The organism is Sulfitobacter brevis, from assembly GCF_900112755.1.
GTDB classification, from domain to species: domain Bacteria; phylum Pseudomonadota; class Alphaproteobacteria; order Rhodobacterales; family Rhodobacteraceae; genus Sulfitobacter; species Sulfitobacter brevis.
Genome location: NZ_FOMW01000007.1, coordinates 196,165 through 210,850, shown reverse-complemented (window position 1 = coordinate 210,850; position 14,686 = coordinate 196,165). Strand labels below are relative to the sequence as shown.

At 57.8% G+C, this 14,686-nt stretch carries 14 protein-coding genes; 3 read left to right on the top strand and 11 right to left on the bottom strand.

Annotated elements, in window-relative coordinates; all coding sequences use genetic code 11:
- Nucleotides 1-35: 35 nt before the first annotated feature.
- Nucleotides 36-1,328: a polyhydroxyalkanoate depolymerase gene (phaZ, locus tag BM174_RS11505; protein WP_093924000.1), complete on the bottom strand. Its 1,293-nt coding sequence runs from the start codon at nucleotides 1,326-1,328 to the stop codon at nucleotides 36-38.
- Between the two features lie 108 nt (nucleotides 1,329-1,436).
- Here phaZ and BM174_RS11500 point away from each other — a divergent pair, with 108 nt between their 5' ends.
- From BM174_RS11500 to phaR, 3 genes are all read left to right on the top strand, one after another.
- Nucleotides 1,437-3,242, top strand: coding sequence for a PHA/PHB synthase family protein (locus tag BM174_RS11500; RefSeq protein ID WP_093923999.1), 1,806 nt, complete (start codon nucleotides 1,437-1,439; stop codon nucleotides 3,240-3,242).
- A gap of 143 nt (nucleotides 3,243-3,385) precedes the next feature.
- The gene (locus BM174_RS11495; RefSeq protein ID WP_093923998.1) at nucleotides 3,386-3,829 is read left to right on the top strand and encodes a phasin family protein; all 444 of its coding nucleotides are present in this window, start codon (nucleotides 3,386-3,388) and stop codon (nucleotides 3,827-3,829) included.
- Between the two features lie 177 nt (nucleotides 3,830-4,006).
- Nucleotides 4,007-4,561, top strand: coding sequence for a polyhydroxyalkanoate synthesis repressor PhaR (phaR, locus tag BM174_RS11490; protein ID WP_093923997.1), 555 nt, complete (start codon nucleotides 4,007-4,009; stop codon nucleotides 4,559-4,561).
- Nucleotides 4,562-4,676: 115 nt separating this feature from the next.
- On the opposite strand, the gene BM174_RS11485 is transcribed toward phaR, so the two are convergent.
- From BM174_RS11485 to BM174_RS11440, 10 genes are all read right to left on the bottom strand, one after another.
- Nucleotides 4,677-5,855, bottom strand: coding sequence for a DegT/DnrJ/EryC1/StrS family aminotransferase (locus tag BM174_RS11485; protein ID WP_093923996.1), 1,179 nt, complete (start codon nucleotides 5,853-5,855; stop codon nucleotides 4,677-4,679).
- Nucleotides 5,856-5,954: 99 nt separating this feature from the next.
- A complete protein-coding gene (locus BM174_RS11480) occupies nucleotides 5,955-7,259 on the bottom strand; it encodes an NAD(P)/FAD-dependent oxidoreductase (protein WP_093923995.1) in 1,305 nt (434 codons plus the stop codon).
- Nucleotides 7,260-7,308: 49 nt separating this feature from the next.
- On the bottom strand, nucleotides 7,309-8,667 hold the full coding sequence (locus BM174_RS11475) for a glutamine synthetase family protein (protein WP_093923994.1): 1,359 nt from the start codon (nucleotides 8,665-8,667) through the stop codon (nucleotides 7,309-7,311).
- Nucleotides 8,667-9,356 carry a type 1 glutamine amidotransferase gene (locus BM174_RS11470; protein WP_093923993.1) on the bottom strand — a complete coding sequence of 230 codons (690 nt, stop codon included), beginning with the start codon at nucleotides 9,354-9,356 and terminating at the stop codon, nucleotides 8,667-8,669. Before BM174_RS11470 ends, BM174_RS11475 begins: the two co-directional genes overlap by 1 nt.
- Before the next feature lie 13 nt (nucleotides 9,357-9,369).
- Nucleotides 9,370-10,704: a glutamine synthetase family protein gene (locus BM174_RS11465; RefSeq protein WP_093923992.1), complete on the bottom strand. Its 1,335-nt coding sequence runs from the start codon at nucleotides 10,702-10,704 to the stop codon at nucleotides 9,370-9,372.
- A gap of 98 nt (nucleotides 10,705-10,802) precedes the next feature.
- The gene (locus tag BM174_RS11460; RefSeq protein ID WP_093923991.1) at nucleotides 10,803-11,609 is read right to left on the bottom strand and encodes an ABC transporter permease; all 807 of its coding nucleotides are present in this window, start codon (nucleotides 11,607-11,609) and stop codon (nucleotides 10,803-10,805) included.
- Nucleotides 11,606-12,487: an ABC transporter permease gene (locus tag BM174_RS11455; protein ID WP_093923990.1), complete on the bottom strand. Its 882-nt coding sequence runs from the start codon at nucleotides 12,485-12,487 to the stop codon at nucleotides 11,606-11,608. The genes BM174_RS11460 and BM174_RS11455 overlap by 4 nt, the downstream gene beginning before the upstream one ends.
- A gap of 89 nt (nucleotides 12,488-12,576) precedes the next feature.
- On the bottom strand, nucleotides 12,577-13,311 hold the full coding sequence (locus BM174_RS11450; RefSeq protein ID WP_093923989.1) for a transporter substrate-binding domain-containing protein: 735 nt from the start codon (nucleotides 13,309-13,311) through the stop codon (nucleotides 12,577-12,579).
- A 30-nt stretch (nucleotides 13,312-13,341) separates the two neighbouring features.
- The gene (locus BM174_RS11445) at nucleotides 13,342-14,118 is read right to left on the bottom strand and encodes an ABC transporter ATP-binding protein (RefSeq protein WP_093923988.1); all 777 of its coding nucleotides are present in this window, start codon (nucleotides 14,116-14,118) and stop codon (nucleotides 13,342-13,344) included.
- A gap of 107 nt (nucleotides 14,119-14,225) precedes the next feature.
- Nucleotides 14,226-14,666 carry a tellurite resistance TerB family protein gene (locus BM174_RS11440; protein ID WP_093923987.1) on the bottom strand — a complete coding sequence of 147 codons (441 nt, stop codon included), beginning with the start codon at nucleotides 14,664-14,666 and terminating at the stop codon, nucleotides 14,226-14,228.
- Between the last annotated feature and the right edge of the window lie 20 nt (nucleotides 14,667-14,686).

Genomic DNA, 14,686 nt, shown 5'->3' with positions numbered 1-14,686 from the left:
CCCTGAAATTCCCGAGAGAAGGGCGGCGCGTGGTTTTAGGCCGCTGCGTTCTTGTTGGCGGCTTTCTTTGCACCTCTGCGCGGTGTCGCAGTGGCATCGTCCTGGCTCGCGTCGATGAAATCGAGTACCAAGGGGCGGATGTTATTACGCCAGCTGCCCCCTGCAAAAATACCGTAGTGTCCGGCACCGTCTTCGAGGTGGCTGGCTTTTTTTGCGTCTGGCAGACCGGTAAGCAGATCAAGCGCGGCAATACACTGGCCGGGGGCGGAGATATCGTCTTTTGAACCCTCGACGGTCATGACGGAGACTGTTGTGATCTTGCCAATATCGACTGGACGGCCCTTCACTTCGAAGACATTTCGGGCAATCTCGCGCTCTTTGAAAATGCGCTCGACAGTGGAGAGGTAGAACTCCGCCGGCATGTCCATGACGGCCAGATACTCGTCGTAAAATTTGTTGTGCTTGTCATGCTCATGCGAAGATTTACTGGCGACCCGCTGGATCTGTTCGACAAATGCATCCCGGTGGGTGTCGCTGTTCATCGAGATGAACGAGGCAAGCTGCAACAAACCAGGATAGACCTTGCGGCCCACGCCGGCAAACTTGAAGCCGACCTGCTGGATCATCGATTGCTCTAGCTGGCCCATCGTCACGCGGTGGCCGAAATCGGTCACATCCGTCGGCGTTGCGTCCGGATCGATCGGGCCGCCGATCAGCGTCAGTGAGCGCGGCTGCGCGTCAGGCTGCTCTTCGGCGAGATAGGCGGTTGCGGCCAGTGCCAGGGGTGCAGGCTGGCACACGGCGATGACATGGGTGTCGGGACCGAGGTGGCGCATGAACTCGACCAGATAGAGGGTATAGTCCTCCACATCGAATTTACCGGCGCTGACAGGGATATCCCGCGCGTTGTGCCAATCGGTTATATAGACGTCACAATCGGGCAGAAGGCTGATCACGGTCGAACGCAGCAGCGTGGCATAGTGACCGGACATCGGAGCAAACAGCAGCACTTTGCGCTTGGGCTGTTCCATGCCCTGAGGCTCGAAATGGATGAGGTCGCCAAAGGGGCGTTTCAGCGCGCAAGTGATGTTCACCACATGGTCCTGACCATCGGGGCCGACCACGGCGGGGATGTTCCAATCGGGTTTGACCACCATGCGGCCAAATGTACGTTCCGTCACTTCGCCCCAAGCGCCCATCCATTCCAACGCAGGGTTTGGAAACATAGAAAAAGCGGGGTAGGATGCCATGGCAAGCGCTGAAGCGCCGAGCCACTGGTTAGTATTCCGGATGGTTTCCATCAAATCGTAGTTTGCCATAAAGCGCATGATAGGGTTTCCTTGTTCTAGGCCCTCTGCTGGGCACCTCGCCACTCCTCCCCCCTGAAGTCGGGTGACGTTATGCTGCAAGTGCAAAGATAGGAGCTAAAGGTTAAGATGACAACTGAAACAACGGAAAACGCTCCACCTGCCGATGCGTCACTCTCGCGGATGGCGCAGAATCTCAAGAAAGTCGAAGCGCTGACCGACCGGTTGACGCAGGTGATGACCAATCGCCAGACACATCAAAAGACATTGGACGGCCCGAATCAGGAGCTGTTCTCCAAGGCGGCCCAGTCCTATTGGGCCGAAGCGATGCAGAACCCCGCCAAGCTAATGGAACACCAGATGGGCTATTGGTCCAAGACGGTCACCCATTTTATGGAGGCCCAGCAGGCGCTTTCACATGGGGAGCTAAAAGCCCCCGAGGATAAAACCGGCACCGACCGGCGCTTTTCCAATCCGTTGTGGCAGAGTCATCCCTATTTTAATTTTGTTAAACAACAGTACATGATTAACGCCGAGGCGCTGCGGCAGGCCGTTGATGGCGTGACTGACATGGACGATGCGGAAAAGAACCGGCTCAAATACTTCAGCCACCAGATCATCGAGATGATGAGCCCGACCAATTTCCTCGCTACCAATCCCGATGCATTGGAGCGGGCGGTAGCGACCGAGGGCGAAAGCCTGATCAAGGGGCTGGAGAATCTGATTTCCGACCTTGAGGCCAACAACGGCGAGTTGATCGTCAAGCTGGCCGATGAAAGCGCCTTTGAGCTTGGCCGCAATATCGCCACCAGCCCGGGCAAGGTGGTATTTCGCAACCGGATGTTCGAGCTGATCCAATACACGCCCAGCACTGACAAGGTGCATGCGACGCCGCTGTTGGTGTTTCCGCCGTGGATCAACAAGTTTTATATTCTCGACCTGAAAGCCCAGAACAGCTTTGTGAAATACGTCGTAGATCAAGGCTATACGCTGTTCATGGTGTCTTGGGTGAACCCTGATCCCAGCTACCGCGATACCGGCATGGAAGATTATATCGAAGAAGGCTATCTGGCCGCGATCAATGAGGTCAAAGCGATCACCGGCGAAAAGCAGGTTAATGCGGTCGGCTATTGTATTGCCGGCACCACGCTGTCGCTGACGCTATCGCTGCTCAAACAGCGCGGCGATACCTCTATTAAATCGGCGACCTTCTTTACCGCGCTTACAGATTTCTCCGATCAGGGAGAGTTCCAGCCGTTCCTGACCGATGACTTTATCGACGGGATCGAAGCCGAGACCGCCGACAAGGGCGTTTTACCTTCGGTAATTATGGCACGTACGTTCTCGTTTTTGCGGTCCAACGATCTGGTCTATGGGCCTGCGGTGAAAAGCTACATGATGGGAGAGACCCCGCCTGCGTTCGATCTGCTGTACTGGAACGGCGACGGGGCGAACCTGCCTGCCAAAATGGCGATGCAATATTTGCGCGGGCTGTGCCAAAAAAATGAACTGGCCGATGGCGGCTTTGATCTGATGGACCATCATCTGGAGCTTGGCGACATTGACGTACCAATCTGCGCCATTGCCTGTGAGACCGATCACATCGCACCGTGGAAGGATTGTTACCGCGGTGTGCAAAAGATGGGCTCGCAGAGCAAAACCTTCATCATGACCCAGTCAGGTCACATCGCAGGCATTGTGAACCCGCCAAGCAAGGGCAAATATGGCCACTACGTGAATGCCGACCTTGATCTCGACCACACCGACTGGCTGTCAGGGGCAAGCTTTACTGACGGATCATGGTGGCCACGGTGGGAAAAGTGGCTGAAAAAACGCTCCGGCAAGCAGATCGAGGCCCGATTCCCCGGCGATGGCGGGCGCGAAGTATTGAGCGATGCACCCGGTTCCTATGTGGCCAAGAAGGCAAAGCTTTGATTCCATTGGCTCTTGCGCCCTAGAAAAATTTATGCTGCAGCGCAGAAAAAAACCTTGAAATGCCGCACTGCAGCATGTATATCCTGTTCAGAAGCGAAAACAGCGGGATTGGCCCGCACCTAACGCAACAAAGGATATGACAGATGACAAAGACACCTGATATGGCCGCTATGTTCAAAGACGTTATGGGCTCTTTCCCGGTTGATACTTCCGCAATGGAAGGTTCCTTCAAGAACGCCGCGAGCCTGAATGAAAAGCTTTCGGGCGTTGCCCTGACAGCCGCTGAGAAGTCCGCCGAGATCTCCAGCAAATGGACCAAAGACACGCTGACCAAGCTGTCCGAAATGTCGAAAGCCAAGCAAGAGCCTGCAGATTACGCCAAAGCAATGACCGACTTCGCGTCGGCATCGGCTGAAGTTGCTGCCGAGCACATGTCTGCCTTCGCAGAGATCGCCAAAAAAGTTCAAATGGATACCGTTGAACTGATGATGGCTGCCGGTAAAAACATGCAGGACGACGCCAGCAAAGCCGTCAAGAAAGCAACCGACGACGTTTCCGCCGCGACTAAAAAAGCCGCGTCGAAGTAAGGCACTAACCTTACATCATTTCCTCCCTGGTGGATGTAGGGTAGGGCGGGTCCAATAGGGCCCGCCCTTTTTCATGTGGCGCGCTTTGTCACGGCCCCCCATTGTCATGCGGTGTTTCCTTTTGGGAAATGCTGCCCTAGGCTGCAGTGCAGCAAGCCGTTTTCGGGGAGGATTACCGTGGCCGACACTCCAAAACCTTTGTTAATAAAACGCTATGCGTCCAGACGCCTCTATAACACCGAAACCAGCGACTATGTGACGCTGGAGGATATTTCGGGGTTTATCCGCGATGGCCGTGAAGTGCAGATTGTCGACCTGAAGTCGGGCGATGATCTGACGCGCCAGTATCTTTTGCAGATCATTGCCGAACACGAAAGCCGTGGTGAATCGGTGCTGCCTGTGGCCGTGCTCAACGATCTGGTGCGCAGCTATATGTCGGGCGATGTTTCGGTTGTGCCACAGTTCTTGCAAAGCTCGTTTGATATGCTGCGCGACGGTCAGGCGCGGGTGATGGAGAACATGTCATCGATCAACCCGATGGCCAAGATGCCGGGCTTGGGCGTCATGCAGGCGCAGCAAGAAGCCTTTATGAAGGCGATGACCGGCGGCTGGGGCAGCGGCAAAGGGCCGAAACCTGCAACTGCCGAAGCGGCAGCGGAGCCGAACGAAGATCTTGATGCGATCAAAAAGCAATTGGCGGAGCTTCAGGATAAACTATCCAAGCTCAAATAACTTTGGCGACGTTTTCTTAAGTTTCTGAGTGCAAGATAGGCCCTGCCTCAGTCGCGGTTTCATGCGACTGAGGCGGGGCTCTGAGTTTACTTAGCCAAATGAAGCTAGGAGCAGATCAGGCCGCGTGGGCCTTAGTCGCGGTGGCGAGAGCGCCCAACAAGGTCGCGCAGACCTGATCCAACTCGTTTTGCTGCAGTTGCACGGGCAGGCGCACGTCGCAGGCCTTCATCAACATCGCGCGGGTGCGTGGCAGTTCGGGCAGGTCAGTGATAAACTGCCAGTTCCAGAACGCGCGGGCATTGTCGGTGCTTTGGCCAAAGACCTGTACCTTGACGCCCGCTGCATCGCTCGCGAAGGCGAAATCGCGGATCTCGGCGTCGGAGAGGCCGGTGAGGTTGAACTGGATCGAATCCGGGGCGCGGACCTCTCCGGCAAGCGGCGCTGGCACCACGATGTGGGGTGAGGTGCTGAGCTTTGCGGCAACGTAATCGTGGTTGCGCAAGCCGTTTGCAACGCGGCGTGGAAGTTCCGCAAGCTGCGGGCGAATTACCACAGCGGCAAGGTTCGACATCCGCAGATTATACAGCGGTAGCTTGTTCTGGTGTCGCGCAAAGCTGTCTTGCAGCACCGGGTGCTTCTTCCAGTTATGCTCGTAGGCCCCGGACATAATGATCGCGCGCGCGATCAGGTCAGGATCATCGGTGATCATGATCCCGCCTTCGCCCGCATTGATCATCTTGTAGGACTGGAAGGAAAAGCAACCGACCCGCCCGATGGTGCCTATTTTGCGGCCCTGCCACAGTGTGCCAAGCGAATGTGCCGCATCCTCGATCATCGGGATGCCAGCGTTTTCACAAAGAGTAGTGATGGCGTCCATGTCGGAGGTATGGCCGCGCATGTGGCTGATGATCACGCCCTGCACGTCGCCAAGCTTTGCGGCGAAATCATCCAGATCAATGCGGTAATTCTCGCCGACTTCGCAAAGCACCGGCGTACAATTTGCGTGGATCACAGCGGAAGGGACGGCAGCGAAAGTGAAGCCGGGGATCAGCACGCGGGCGTCGCGGGGCAGATCAAGTGCCAGCAGCGACAAGAACAGTGCCGCCGAGCAAGAGGAGACGGCTAGAGCATATTTGCTGCCCATCATTTCGGCGAATTCAGCCTCCAGCAGGGAGACCGGCGCGTCGGTCGCGGCAGTGTAGCGGAAAAGGTCAGCCGATTGCAAAAGCGCGGCCAGATCCGCCATCGCACGTTCGGGAATGGGTTCGGCCTGATGCAGGTTTGGAAGTATCATATTTCATCTTTCCAAATAGTCATTTTCAGAAAGGTAAAACAAATAATGTTGGGCGCCAAGGGGGATCGGTGGTTTCGCAAGTGAAGCTTTTGTGAAGGGCTAGAAACCCAGACGGTCGCGCAGGGAAAACCAGCTCATAGCTAGAACCAGCAGCGGGTTACGCAATGCGGCACCGCCGGGGAAGGCAGGGGTGGGGATCGCTGCCATTGTGTCAAAACCATCGCCATCGCCCTGGATGGCGCGGGCCATGAGGTAACCGGCGTGGGTGGCGGTGCCGACCCCGTGGCCGGAGTAACCCGAGGCCGACAGGATATTGGGGCCCAGACGGGCCAAAAACGGCAGGCGCTTCATCGTGATCGCCAGCGTGCCGCCCCATGCATAGTCGATCTTGACGTCTTTGAGGTTCGGAAACACCACCGACATCGGCTTACGAACCTTGGCGGCAATGTCGGCGGGGAAGCGGTAGCCATAGCTTTCGCCCCCCCCGAACAGCAACCGCCCGTCCTGGCTGAGGCGGAAGTAATTCACCACGAAACGGTCGTCAGCCACAGCGACATCGCGCGGCAGGACATCGGCGATGCGATCCCCCAAGGGTTCGGTCGCGGCGATAAAATTGTTGATCGGCATGACACGCGCAGCGACCTTGCGGTTCAGCGCACCGAGGTAGCCGTTGCAGGCCAGCACCACATGGCGCGCCTCGATCTTGCCAGCGTCGGTATGGACGGTTGTTTTGAGGCCTTCTTCAATGTCATGGGCGGCGGAGGATTCGTAGATGCGCACCCCCGCAGCGGCGGCGGCACGGGCAAGCCCGAGCGCATAATTCAATGGGTGCAGATGTGCCGCGCCCATATCCAGCACCCCGCCGTGGTAGTCGGGCGAGGGGCAGACCGATTGCAGCGCGGCATGGTCCAGCGTTTCGATCTGATCATAGCCATAGCGGCTTTGCAGATGGTGGGCGTAATCGTGCAGATGCGCGACTTCTGATTTGCTGGAGGCGGTCCATGCGACGCCCGGCTTCAGGTGGCAATCTATTTTATGCTCGGCGATCAAAGATTTGACCAACGACTTGGCCTCTTCACCCATCTCCCACAGGCGCAGCGCCGCCGCGTCGCCGAGCATTTTTTCGAGACCCTGTTGGTCTACCCGTTGGCCGCTGCCCAATTGCCCGCCATTGCGGCCTGACGCGCCAAATCCTACGCGCTGTGCCTCAATCAGCACCACGTCGCGCCCCGCTTGCGCCAGATGCAGCGCGGCCGAAAGCCCCGTATAGCCGCCGCCCACCACGCAGACATCGGCCTTTACGGTGCCTTTAAGTGCAGGAAAAGGCGCGAGCGGCGTGGCTGTCGCGGCATACCAGCTATCGGGATATTTGCCGTGCTGGTCGTTGGCGTAAAGCAGGTTCATCGCTCTGCCTTTCAGGGCTAAAAGTGCAGGGTCGGGCCCAAGGTCAGGCTTATACGTTCATCAACAAATGTTCGCGCTCCCAAGGGGAAATAACCTGCAAGAACTCCTCATATTCGGCGCGCTTGACGATCGAATAGACACGGGCGAACTCGGGCCCCAAGATATCATGCAGATCGGTGGCCTGCTCGAACATCTCCAGCGCATCGCCCAGCACCTGCGGAATATCTCCGTCACCGTCATAGGCATCGCCTTGGAACTCGACCTTGGGCTGCTTGGCTTCCATCAGCCCCAGATAGCCGCAGGCGAGGCTGGCAGCGATCCCGAGGTAGGGGTTGCAATCCATGCCAGGGATACGGTTTTCGACACGACGCGAGGCAGGCTTGCTCAAAGGTACACGGATGCCCGTGGTGCGGTTGTCGCGGCCCCATTCGAGGTTAATCGGCGCGGCGTGGTCTTTCACATAGCGGCGGTAGCTGTTCACATAGGGTGCGATCACAGCAAGCGCGTTCGGCATGTGGTTCTGCAAACCGGCGATGAAGTGATAGAAGGCATCGGTCTCGCCGTCTTGTGCGTCCGAGAAGATGCTCTTGCCAGTCTCCACGTCCAGCACCGAATGATGAATGTGCATTGCACTGCCGGGTTCGGTGGCGATCGGTTTGGCCATAAAGGTAGCATAGCAATCGTGGCGCAAAGCGGCTTCGCGGATCAGGCGTTTGAAGTAGAAGACCTCGTCGGCAAGCTTGACTGGATCACCGTGCAGCAGGTTGATCTCCAACTGGCCGGCACCGCCCTCTTGGGTGATGCCGTCAATCTCGAAGCCTTGCGCCTCGGCGAAATCGTAAATGTCATCGATGACGGGGCCGAATTCATCGACCGCAGTCATCGAATAGGCCTGACGTGCGGCGGCGGGGCGGCCCGAGCGGCCCATCATCGGCTTGATCTCATGCGCGGGATCAAGGTTACGGGCGACGAGGAAAAATTCCATCTCCGGCGCAACAACAGGCTCCCACCCTTGGGCGCGGTAGAGGTCGACCACACGCTTAAGCACGTTGCGCGGCGAGTAGGGCACCGGTTCGCCGTCGCGATCATAGGCGTCGTGGATGATCTGTAGTGTCCAGTCGGCGGTCCATGGCGCGGCGGTTGCCGTGCTCATATCCGGGCGCAGGATCATGTCTTTTTCGATAAAGCCATCCGCGCCTGCGGCCTCGCCCCATTCGCCGGTGATAGTTTGGTAAAAAATGCTGTCGGGGAGGTGGAAATACTCCTGCCGGGCGAATTTGCTGGCTGGAACCGCCTTGCCGCGCGCAATGCCAGGCAGGTCGGGGATAATGCATTCCACTTCGTCGAGCCGTCGGCCCTGCAAATACTCCGTTGCTGCTGCAGGTAAGCTATCTGTCCAGTCGGCCATCAGGCCCTCTCTTTCCGGTTCTTCTTTAAAAATTCCGCCATCTCTTTGGCGATGTCGTTGTTGTCGAGCGGCGCGTTCAGCGTCGCCGTTGCGGCTTCGATCTGGTGGTCGGGGACCACGCCCTTGCCACGGGTGCGCAGCAAGCCATCGATAAAATCATGCCCGAATTCCGGGTGCGGCTGGATTGTCCAGATGCGGTTGTCATAAATCAGCCCCGCGTTTGCGCAGAAATGCGACGAGGCGATGACCTCGGCGCCCTCGGGACGCTCGACAACCTGATCCTGATGCCAAGCGTTCAGGGCGACCTTGTGATCGCCCATGTCGTATTCGGTGCGCCCGACAGACCAGCCGCCTGCAAATTTCTCGACCTTACCGCCGAGCGCTTGGGCGATGATCTGGTGGCCGAAACACACGCCAACCATCGGCCGCCCGTCTGCATAGGTGTCGCGAATGAACTCCTCCAGCGGCGGGATCCAGTCGTGAAGCTCATAGGCACCATGTTTGGACCCCGTTATCAACCAGCCGTCCGCCGCAGTGATGCTATCCGGAAACTCGTTGTCCACGACCGAGAATATCTCGAACTCAAAGCCGTGGCCGTCCAGAAGGCGGGTAAACATCTGGCCATAATCGCCAAGGCTTTCCCGAAAGTCATCGGGCGAGTGGCCGGTCTGGAGGATGCCAATTTTCATGGGGTGCACCTGTTTATACGGTATCGAGGTAAATTTCGACCTGCTCTTGCGGGTTCAACTCCTGCATATAATGCACTTCCTGACGCTTCGTCAGTACGAAGTTGCGCACCAGTTCGGGAGCGAAAATCCGTGCGACGTGCTCGCAGGTTTCAAACTTGTCGATCGCCTCGGTCCAGTTGGTGGGAATCTGCGGAAGATCGGCAGCATAGGCGTTGCCGGTGATCGGGGCGGGCGGCTCCTTGCCATCCTCGATACCGTTGATGGCGGCGCCCAGAACGGCGGCCAGCATCAGATAGGGGTTCACGTCACCCCCTGAAACGCGATGCTCGATCCGGCGGGCCTTGTGGCTGCCCGAAGGAATGCGGATCGAGGAGGTGCGGTTTTCATAGGCCCATGAGATGCCTGTGGGCGCGTGTGCGCCGGGCACCATGCGGTCAAAACTGTTCGCATGCGGGCAGAACACCAGCGCCGAGCCGGGCATGGCGTCAATGCAGCCTGCAACCGCGTGGCGCATCACATCGGTGCCTTCGGGGCCGCCATTGTCAAAGACGTTGTCGCCGTTCTTGTCCAGAACCGAGAAGTGGGTGTGCAGACCGGAGCCGGCATAATCCTCGTAGGGCTTGGCCATAAACGAGGCGGCAAAGCCATGCCGCCGCGCCAGACCCTTGACCAGCATCTTGAACAACCATGCATCATCGGCGGCGCGCAGGGCATCATCGCAATGCATCAGGTTAATCTCGAACTGGCCCAGACCGGCTTCGGAAATCGCGGTATCGGCGGGAATGTCCATCTCTTCGCAGGCGTCATAAAGATCGGTGAAGAATTCATCGAACTGGTCAAGCGCACGGATCGACAGAGTCTCGGCGGCTTTGCGGCGCTTGCCAGAGCGCGGCGAGATCGGCACCTGCAACTTGCGGCCCGAATCGTCGATCAGAAAGAACTCAAGCTCGACCGCGCAGACCGGTGTCAGCCCACGCGCCTTAAAACGGTCCAGCACCGCACGCAGGGCGTGGCGCGGATCACCGCCATAGGGGCGCCCGTCCTCATGGAACATCCAGATCGGCAGCAGGGCGGAGGGCGCCTCAAGCCAGGGCATCGGCATGAAGCCCCGCTCGGTCGGTTTCAGCACGCCATCGGCATCGCCGGAATCAAACACCAGCGGGCTGTCGTCGATGTCTTCGCCCCAGATGTCGAGGTTGAGCACGGACATCGGAAAGCGCGTGCCTTCGGTTGTCACCTTGTCGGCAAAGCGGACAGGGATCCGTTTGCCACGGGCCTGACCGTTCAGGTCAGCCGCTGCAACGCGGATGGTGCGGACAGAAGGGTGTTTGCGTAGCCAATTATTCATAACTCACCTGACAGGGCAGTGGGCACGAAATCGGCTTGGCCAGAGTGGCAAAGTGTATTGACGCCCACGCGCCAAATAATTTGATCAAATGTTGGATACTACCGGATCAGATTAATGCGCAAGCGAATTTTGCGACGATTTTCCTGAGGCAGGTGCCGGTTGAGCCGCGCATTGATCATTCCGAAGACCGAAATCACGATAACAGTCAGGATGATGAAATATCCAGCAAGGATCGGATAGGGCACAAAGGGGTTGAAGGTTTTGTCAGCAAAATAGCTGGCGTAATAGAGCGCATCGCCGCGCTGTTGCCATGCGGGGAAACCGCTGAAAAACACTAGTGTCGTGGCGTGGAACAGGAAGATCGCCTCGTTGGTATAGGCGGGCCACGCCAGCCGCAGCGAGGTGGGCCAGATCACCCGCCGGAAACGGTGCCAGCCTGAAAGCCCGTAGGCATCCGCCGCCTCTACATCGCCCTTGGGGATGGATTGCAGCGCGCCGTAAAATATTTCGGCGGAATAGGCGGCTGTGTTGAAGAAAAGCACAATCAGCGCACCCAACCATGCCGCCGTAAAAGGGGCGAAGAATGCGTATTGCGATTTCAGGCTGAGAAACAAGAAGTAGCCAAAGAAGAACTGAATGAACAGCGGCGAGCCACGGAACAAAAAGATGAACCATTCCGAGGGTTTGCGCAGCCAGATATTGCTGCTGGCCTTGCCAAGCCCGAGCGCTGTCGCAAAGGCAAATCCGGTCACCAGGGCGACAATGCCAAAGTAGATGTTCCAGATCATGCCGGAGCCGATCAGGGTAAACTGTTCGCATAGCGTGAAATTGTCTTTAGGCAGCAACCGTTCGCCAATGCCGAGCGAGCGCAGGCCGTAGTCCTGAATGGTTTGAAGGCAGCTCATGCCGCTTTCCTTTGCGCTTCGCCGCCGGTGGTGGCCTGACCGCGGGTCAGACGGTTCATCAGCCGCGCCAGCGCCACTTCGGACGCGCGCGTGAAGCAAAGGTAGAACACCAAGAGCGCCAAAAAATACCACATGCGCCAGTCAGGGTGCGGATAATCGGTGAAGCGGGGGGTTTTCGTGCCGCCCAGTTCGCGGGCCCAATAGACGATATCCTCAACGCCAAGCAAGAACAGCAGCGGTGTGGCTTTGATCAAAATCATCCACAGATTTGACAGGCCGGGCAGGGCGTAGACCCACATCTGCGGCACCATCACACGCCAGAAGGTCTGACGGCGCGACATGCCGTAGGCTTCGGCGGTTTCCAATTGGGCACGGGGCACAGCACGCATGGCGCCAAAAAGTACATTGGCCCCGAAAGCGCCGAAAACGATGGCAAATGTCACGACGGCAAGCGCGAAGCCGTAGGATTCGTGCACCCATTGCGCCGAATTTCCCAAAGGCATCTTGGCGGCCTGACAGACCACGAAATCATTGCCTTGCCGCACCGGCAGGTCCCAATCGGGGCAGAGCACTTTGTGGCGCGCATATTCAATCGCCTGATCCAGCGCGATTACGAAAAACAGGAAAAACGCGATGTCGGGCACGCCCCGCACCAGCGCGATATAGGCTTTGCCGAGCCACGATACCGGCGCGAAATGCGCCCGCGCGGCCATCGCTCCTGCAAAGCCGAAGGCCAGCGCGACGGGCGCTGTCACTGCGAGCAGCAACAAGACCTTAAGGAACGACAGGTAGAACGACATATGCACACCTGTGGTCAGGTAGCAGGCGAACCAGTGCCAGTCGTCCAAGGTCGAGGGATCTGTGCAGAACTCGAAAATAGCGAGGCTCTTTTCAGGCTGTAGGGGAGGTTAACACGAATTGAACGGGAAGGCATATCTGCCCCCCCGCCCAAGGCAATCCGATAGGATCAGTAGGTTTTGGTTTCTTCGCCAAACCACTTTTTCAGCATCGTGTTGAGCGAGCCGTCTTCTTTCATCGCAGTAATCGCGGTGTCGAACTTTTCTTTCAGCTCGGTGTCGCTTTCACGCAGGCCAAGGCCAATGCCACCGCCCAGTGGCACATCATCGCCAACGAACATCAGCTCGCCCGCTGATTCCTCGACGAGTGGCACGAGGTAATCTTTGTCGGCAAACACTGCGTCGGCTTCGCCATTGCGCACAGCGGCGACGGTCTCTTCGGGTGTTGCGAATTCAACCAGCGTTGCGCCGCTTTCAGCGATGTAGCCCGCCTGAATGGTCGACGTCTGCGCCGCAACAACGCCGCCTTTTAGGTCAACGCCGTCGGATGCAGCGGCATAGGCCGAGGCAGTGGGCGGGTAATAGTTCTGGGTGAAGTCGATGACTTCATCACGCTCGTCAGTGATGCTCATGCCTGCCATGATGGTGTCATAGTTGCCGGAAACGAGGTTGGGGATGATGCTGTCCCAGTCGTTCTTGACCCATTCGCAGGTCAGTTCAGCGCGTTTGCACAGCTCATCGCCCAACTCACGCTCGAACCCGTCAACTTCGCCTTTGTCGTTGATGAAGTTGTAGGGAGGGTATGCGCCTTCTGTTCCCATGCGGATTGTTTTGCCGTGGGCGTCTGCCATGGCAAAGCCTGCGGAAAATGTCAGCGCCGCTGTGGCGAGTAGAATCTTTTTCATTGGTCGTCTCCCGTTTATTGGTTTTTTTATTTACGCAGCTTGGGTAGCGGAAAGAAACCCTTGCAGACGTTCTGACTCGGGCGCGCCAAACAGCGTCTCTGGCGGCCCTTGTTCTTCGATCAGCCCTTGATGCAGGAACACGACGTGATCCGATACATCAGCGGCCAATTTCATATCATGTGTAACGATCATCATCGTGCGGCCTTCGCCGGCCAAATCCTTGATGACGCGCACAACTTCCTGCTCCAGCTCGGGGTCGAGCGCGCTTGTCGGTTCGTCGAACAACAAGGCTTCGGGCTCCATGCACAAAGCGCGTGCAATGGCGGCACGCTGCTGTTGGCCACCGGAAAGCTGGGCGGGGTAGGCATCGCATTTATCGCCAATACCGACCTTCTCCAGATATCCGCGCGCGGCCTTTTCAACCTCGGCGCGATCACGGCCCAGAACTGTAAGCGGGGCTTCCATCACATTCTGCAGAATCGACATATGCGCCCACAGATTGAACTGCTGGAATACCATCGACAGGTTGGTGCGAATGCGCAGCACCTGCTTGGCGTCGGCGGGGCGGCGGTGGTGTCCCGTGCCCTTCCACTTAACCGGTTCGCCCTTGAAGATAACATCGCCCTGCTGGCTGTCTTCCAGCAGGTTACAGCACCGCAACAGCGTTGACTTGCCAGAGCCGGACGAACCGATCAACGAGGTGACGTGACCGCGCGGCGCAGAAAGGCTGACGCCCTTGAGGACTTCGAGCGATCCATAGGCTTTGTGCAGGTCGTTGATCTGAATGACCGGAGTTTCAGCGTTCACGAGGGCGGTGTCTCTTTTTTCGTTTCAATGAGGTATAGAGCGGCAATCCGCGCACGAATGCAACGCCCAGTTTGGCCGCAAATACTACAGTCACACGCTGGGGTGGATTAACCGGCGCTGGCGACCCGCTGTCGCGCCATCGCGCTGTCGGTGTCAGAAATGCCGAGCAAGCCGACAACCAGTCGCAAAAGCGCATCTTCTTCGGCGGCACGCTCGCCATCGACCAACACAATCTTCCATAGCGCCTCGATCACGCCCAAACGCTCCTCATACGGAACGGCATCTTTGATCGCGCGGGTGAATTTGACTGTATCTGGCGCCTGCGATTCGAGCGCTTCTGCGTCCTGGCGCAGCTTGCGGGCCTCGGTTTCATCGATGGCGTAGCGGCCCATGATGATCTGGTCGATCCGCTGCACCTCGGTGGCGGAATAATCGTTGTCGGACCGCGCGATACGCACCAAAAGCGCGGTCAACGCGAGGCGGGCATCAAGATCGTGCATCGGGGCGGGGTCGGGCTGGGTCAGCCGTTTGATGAAATCTGCAAACATAGCGGTGATAATATCCTGTC

Coding starts and splice junctions, on each gene's coding strand:
- phaZ (WP_093924000.1), bottom strand. CDS start 1,328: ATGCGCTTTATGGCAAACTACGATTTGATGGAAACCATCCGGAATACT.
- BM174_RS11500 (WP_093923999.1), top strand. CDS start 1,437: ATGACAACTGAAACAACGGAAAACGCTCCACCTGCCGATGCGTCACTC.
- BM174_RS11495 (WP_093923998.1), top strand. CDS start 3,386: ATGACAAAGACACCTGATATGGCCGCTATGTTCAAAGACGTTATGGGC.
- BM174_RS11485 (WP_093923996.1), bottom strand. CDS start 5,855: ATGATACTTCCAAACCTGCATCAGGCCGAACCCATTCCCGAACGTGCG.
- BM174_RS11480 (WP_093923995.1), bottom strand. CDS start 7,259: ATGAACCTGCTTTACGCCAACGACCAGCACGGCAAATATCCCGATAGC.
- BM174_RS11475 (WP_093923994.1), bottom strand. CDS start 8,667: ATGGCCGACTGGACAGATAGCTTACCTGCAGCAGCAACGGAGTATTTG.
- BM174_RS11470 (WP_093923993.1), bottom strand. CDS start 9,356: ATGAAAATTGGCATCCTCCAGACCGGCCACTCGCCCGATGACTTTCGG.
- BM174_RS11465 (WP_093923992.1), bottom strand. CDS start 10,704: ATGAATAATTGGCTACGCAAACACCCTTCTGTCCGCACCATCCGCGTT.
- BM174_RS11460 (WP_093923991.1), bottom strand. CDS start 11,609: ATGAGCTGCCTTCAAACCATTCAGGACTACGGCCTGCGCTCGCTCGGC.
- BM174_RS11450 (WP_093923989.1), bottom strand. CDS start 13,311: ATGAAAAAGATTCTACTCGCCACAGCGGCGCTGACATTTTCCGCAGGC.
- BM174_RS11440 (WP_093923987.1), bottom strand. CDS start 14,666: ATGTTTGCAGATTTCATCAAACGGCTGACCCAGCCCGACCCCGCCCCG.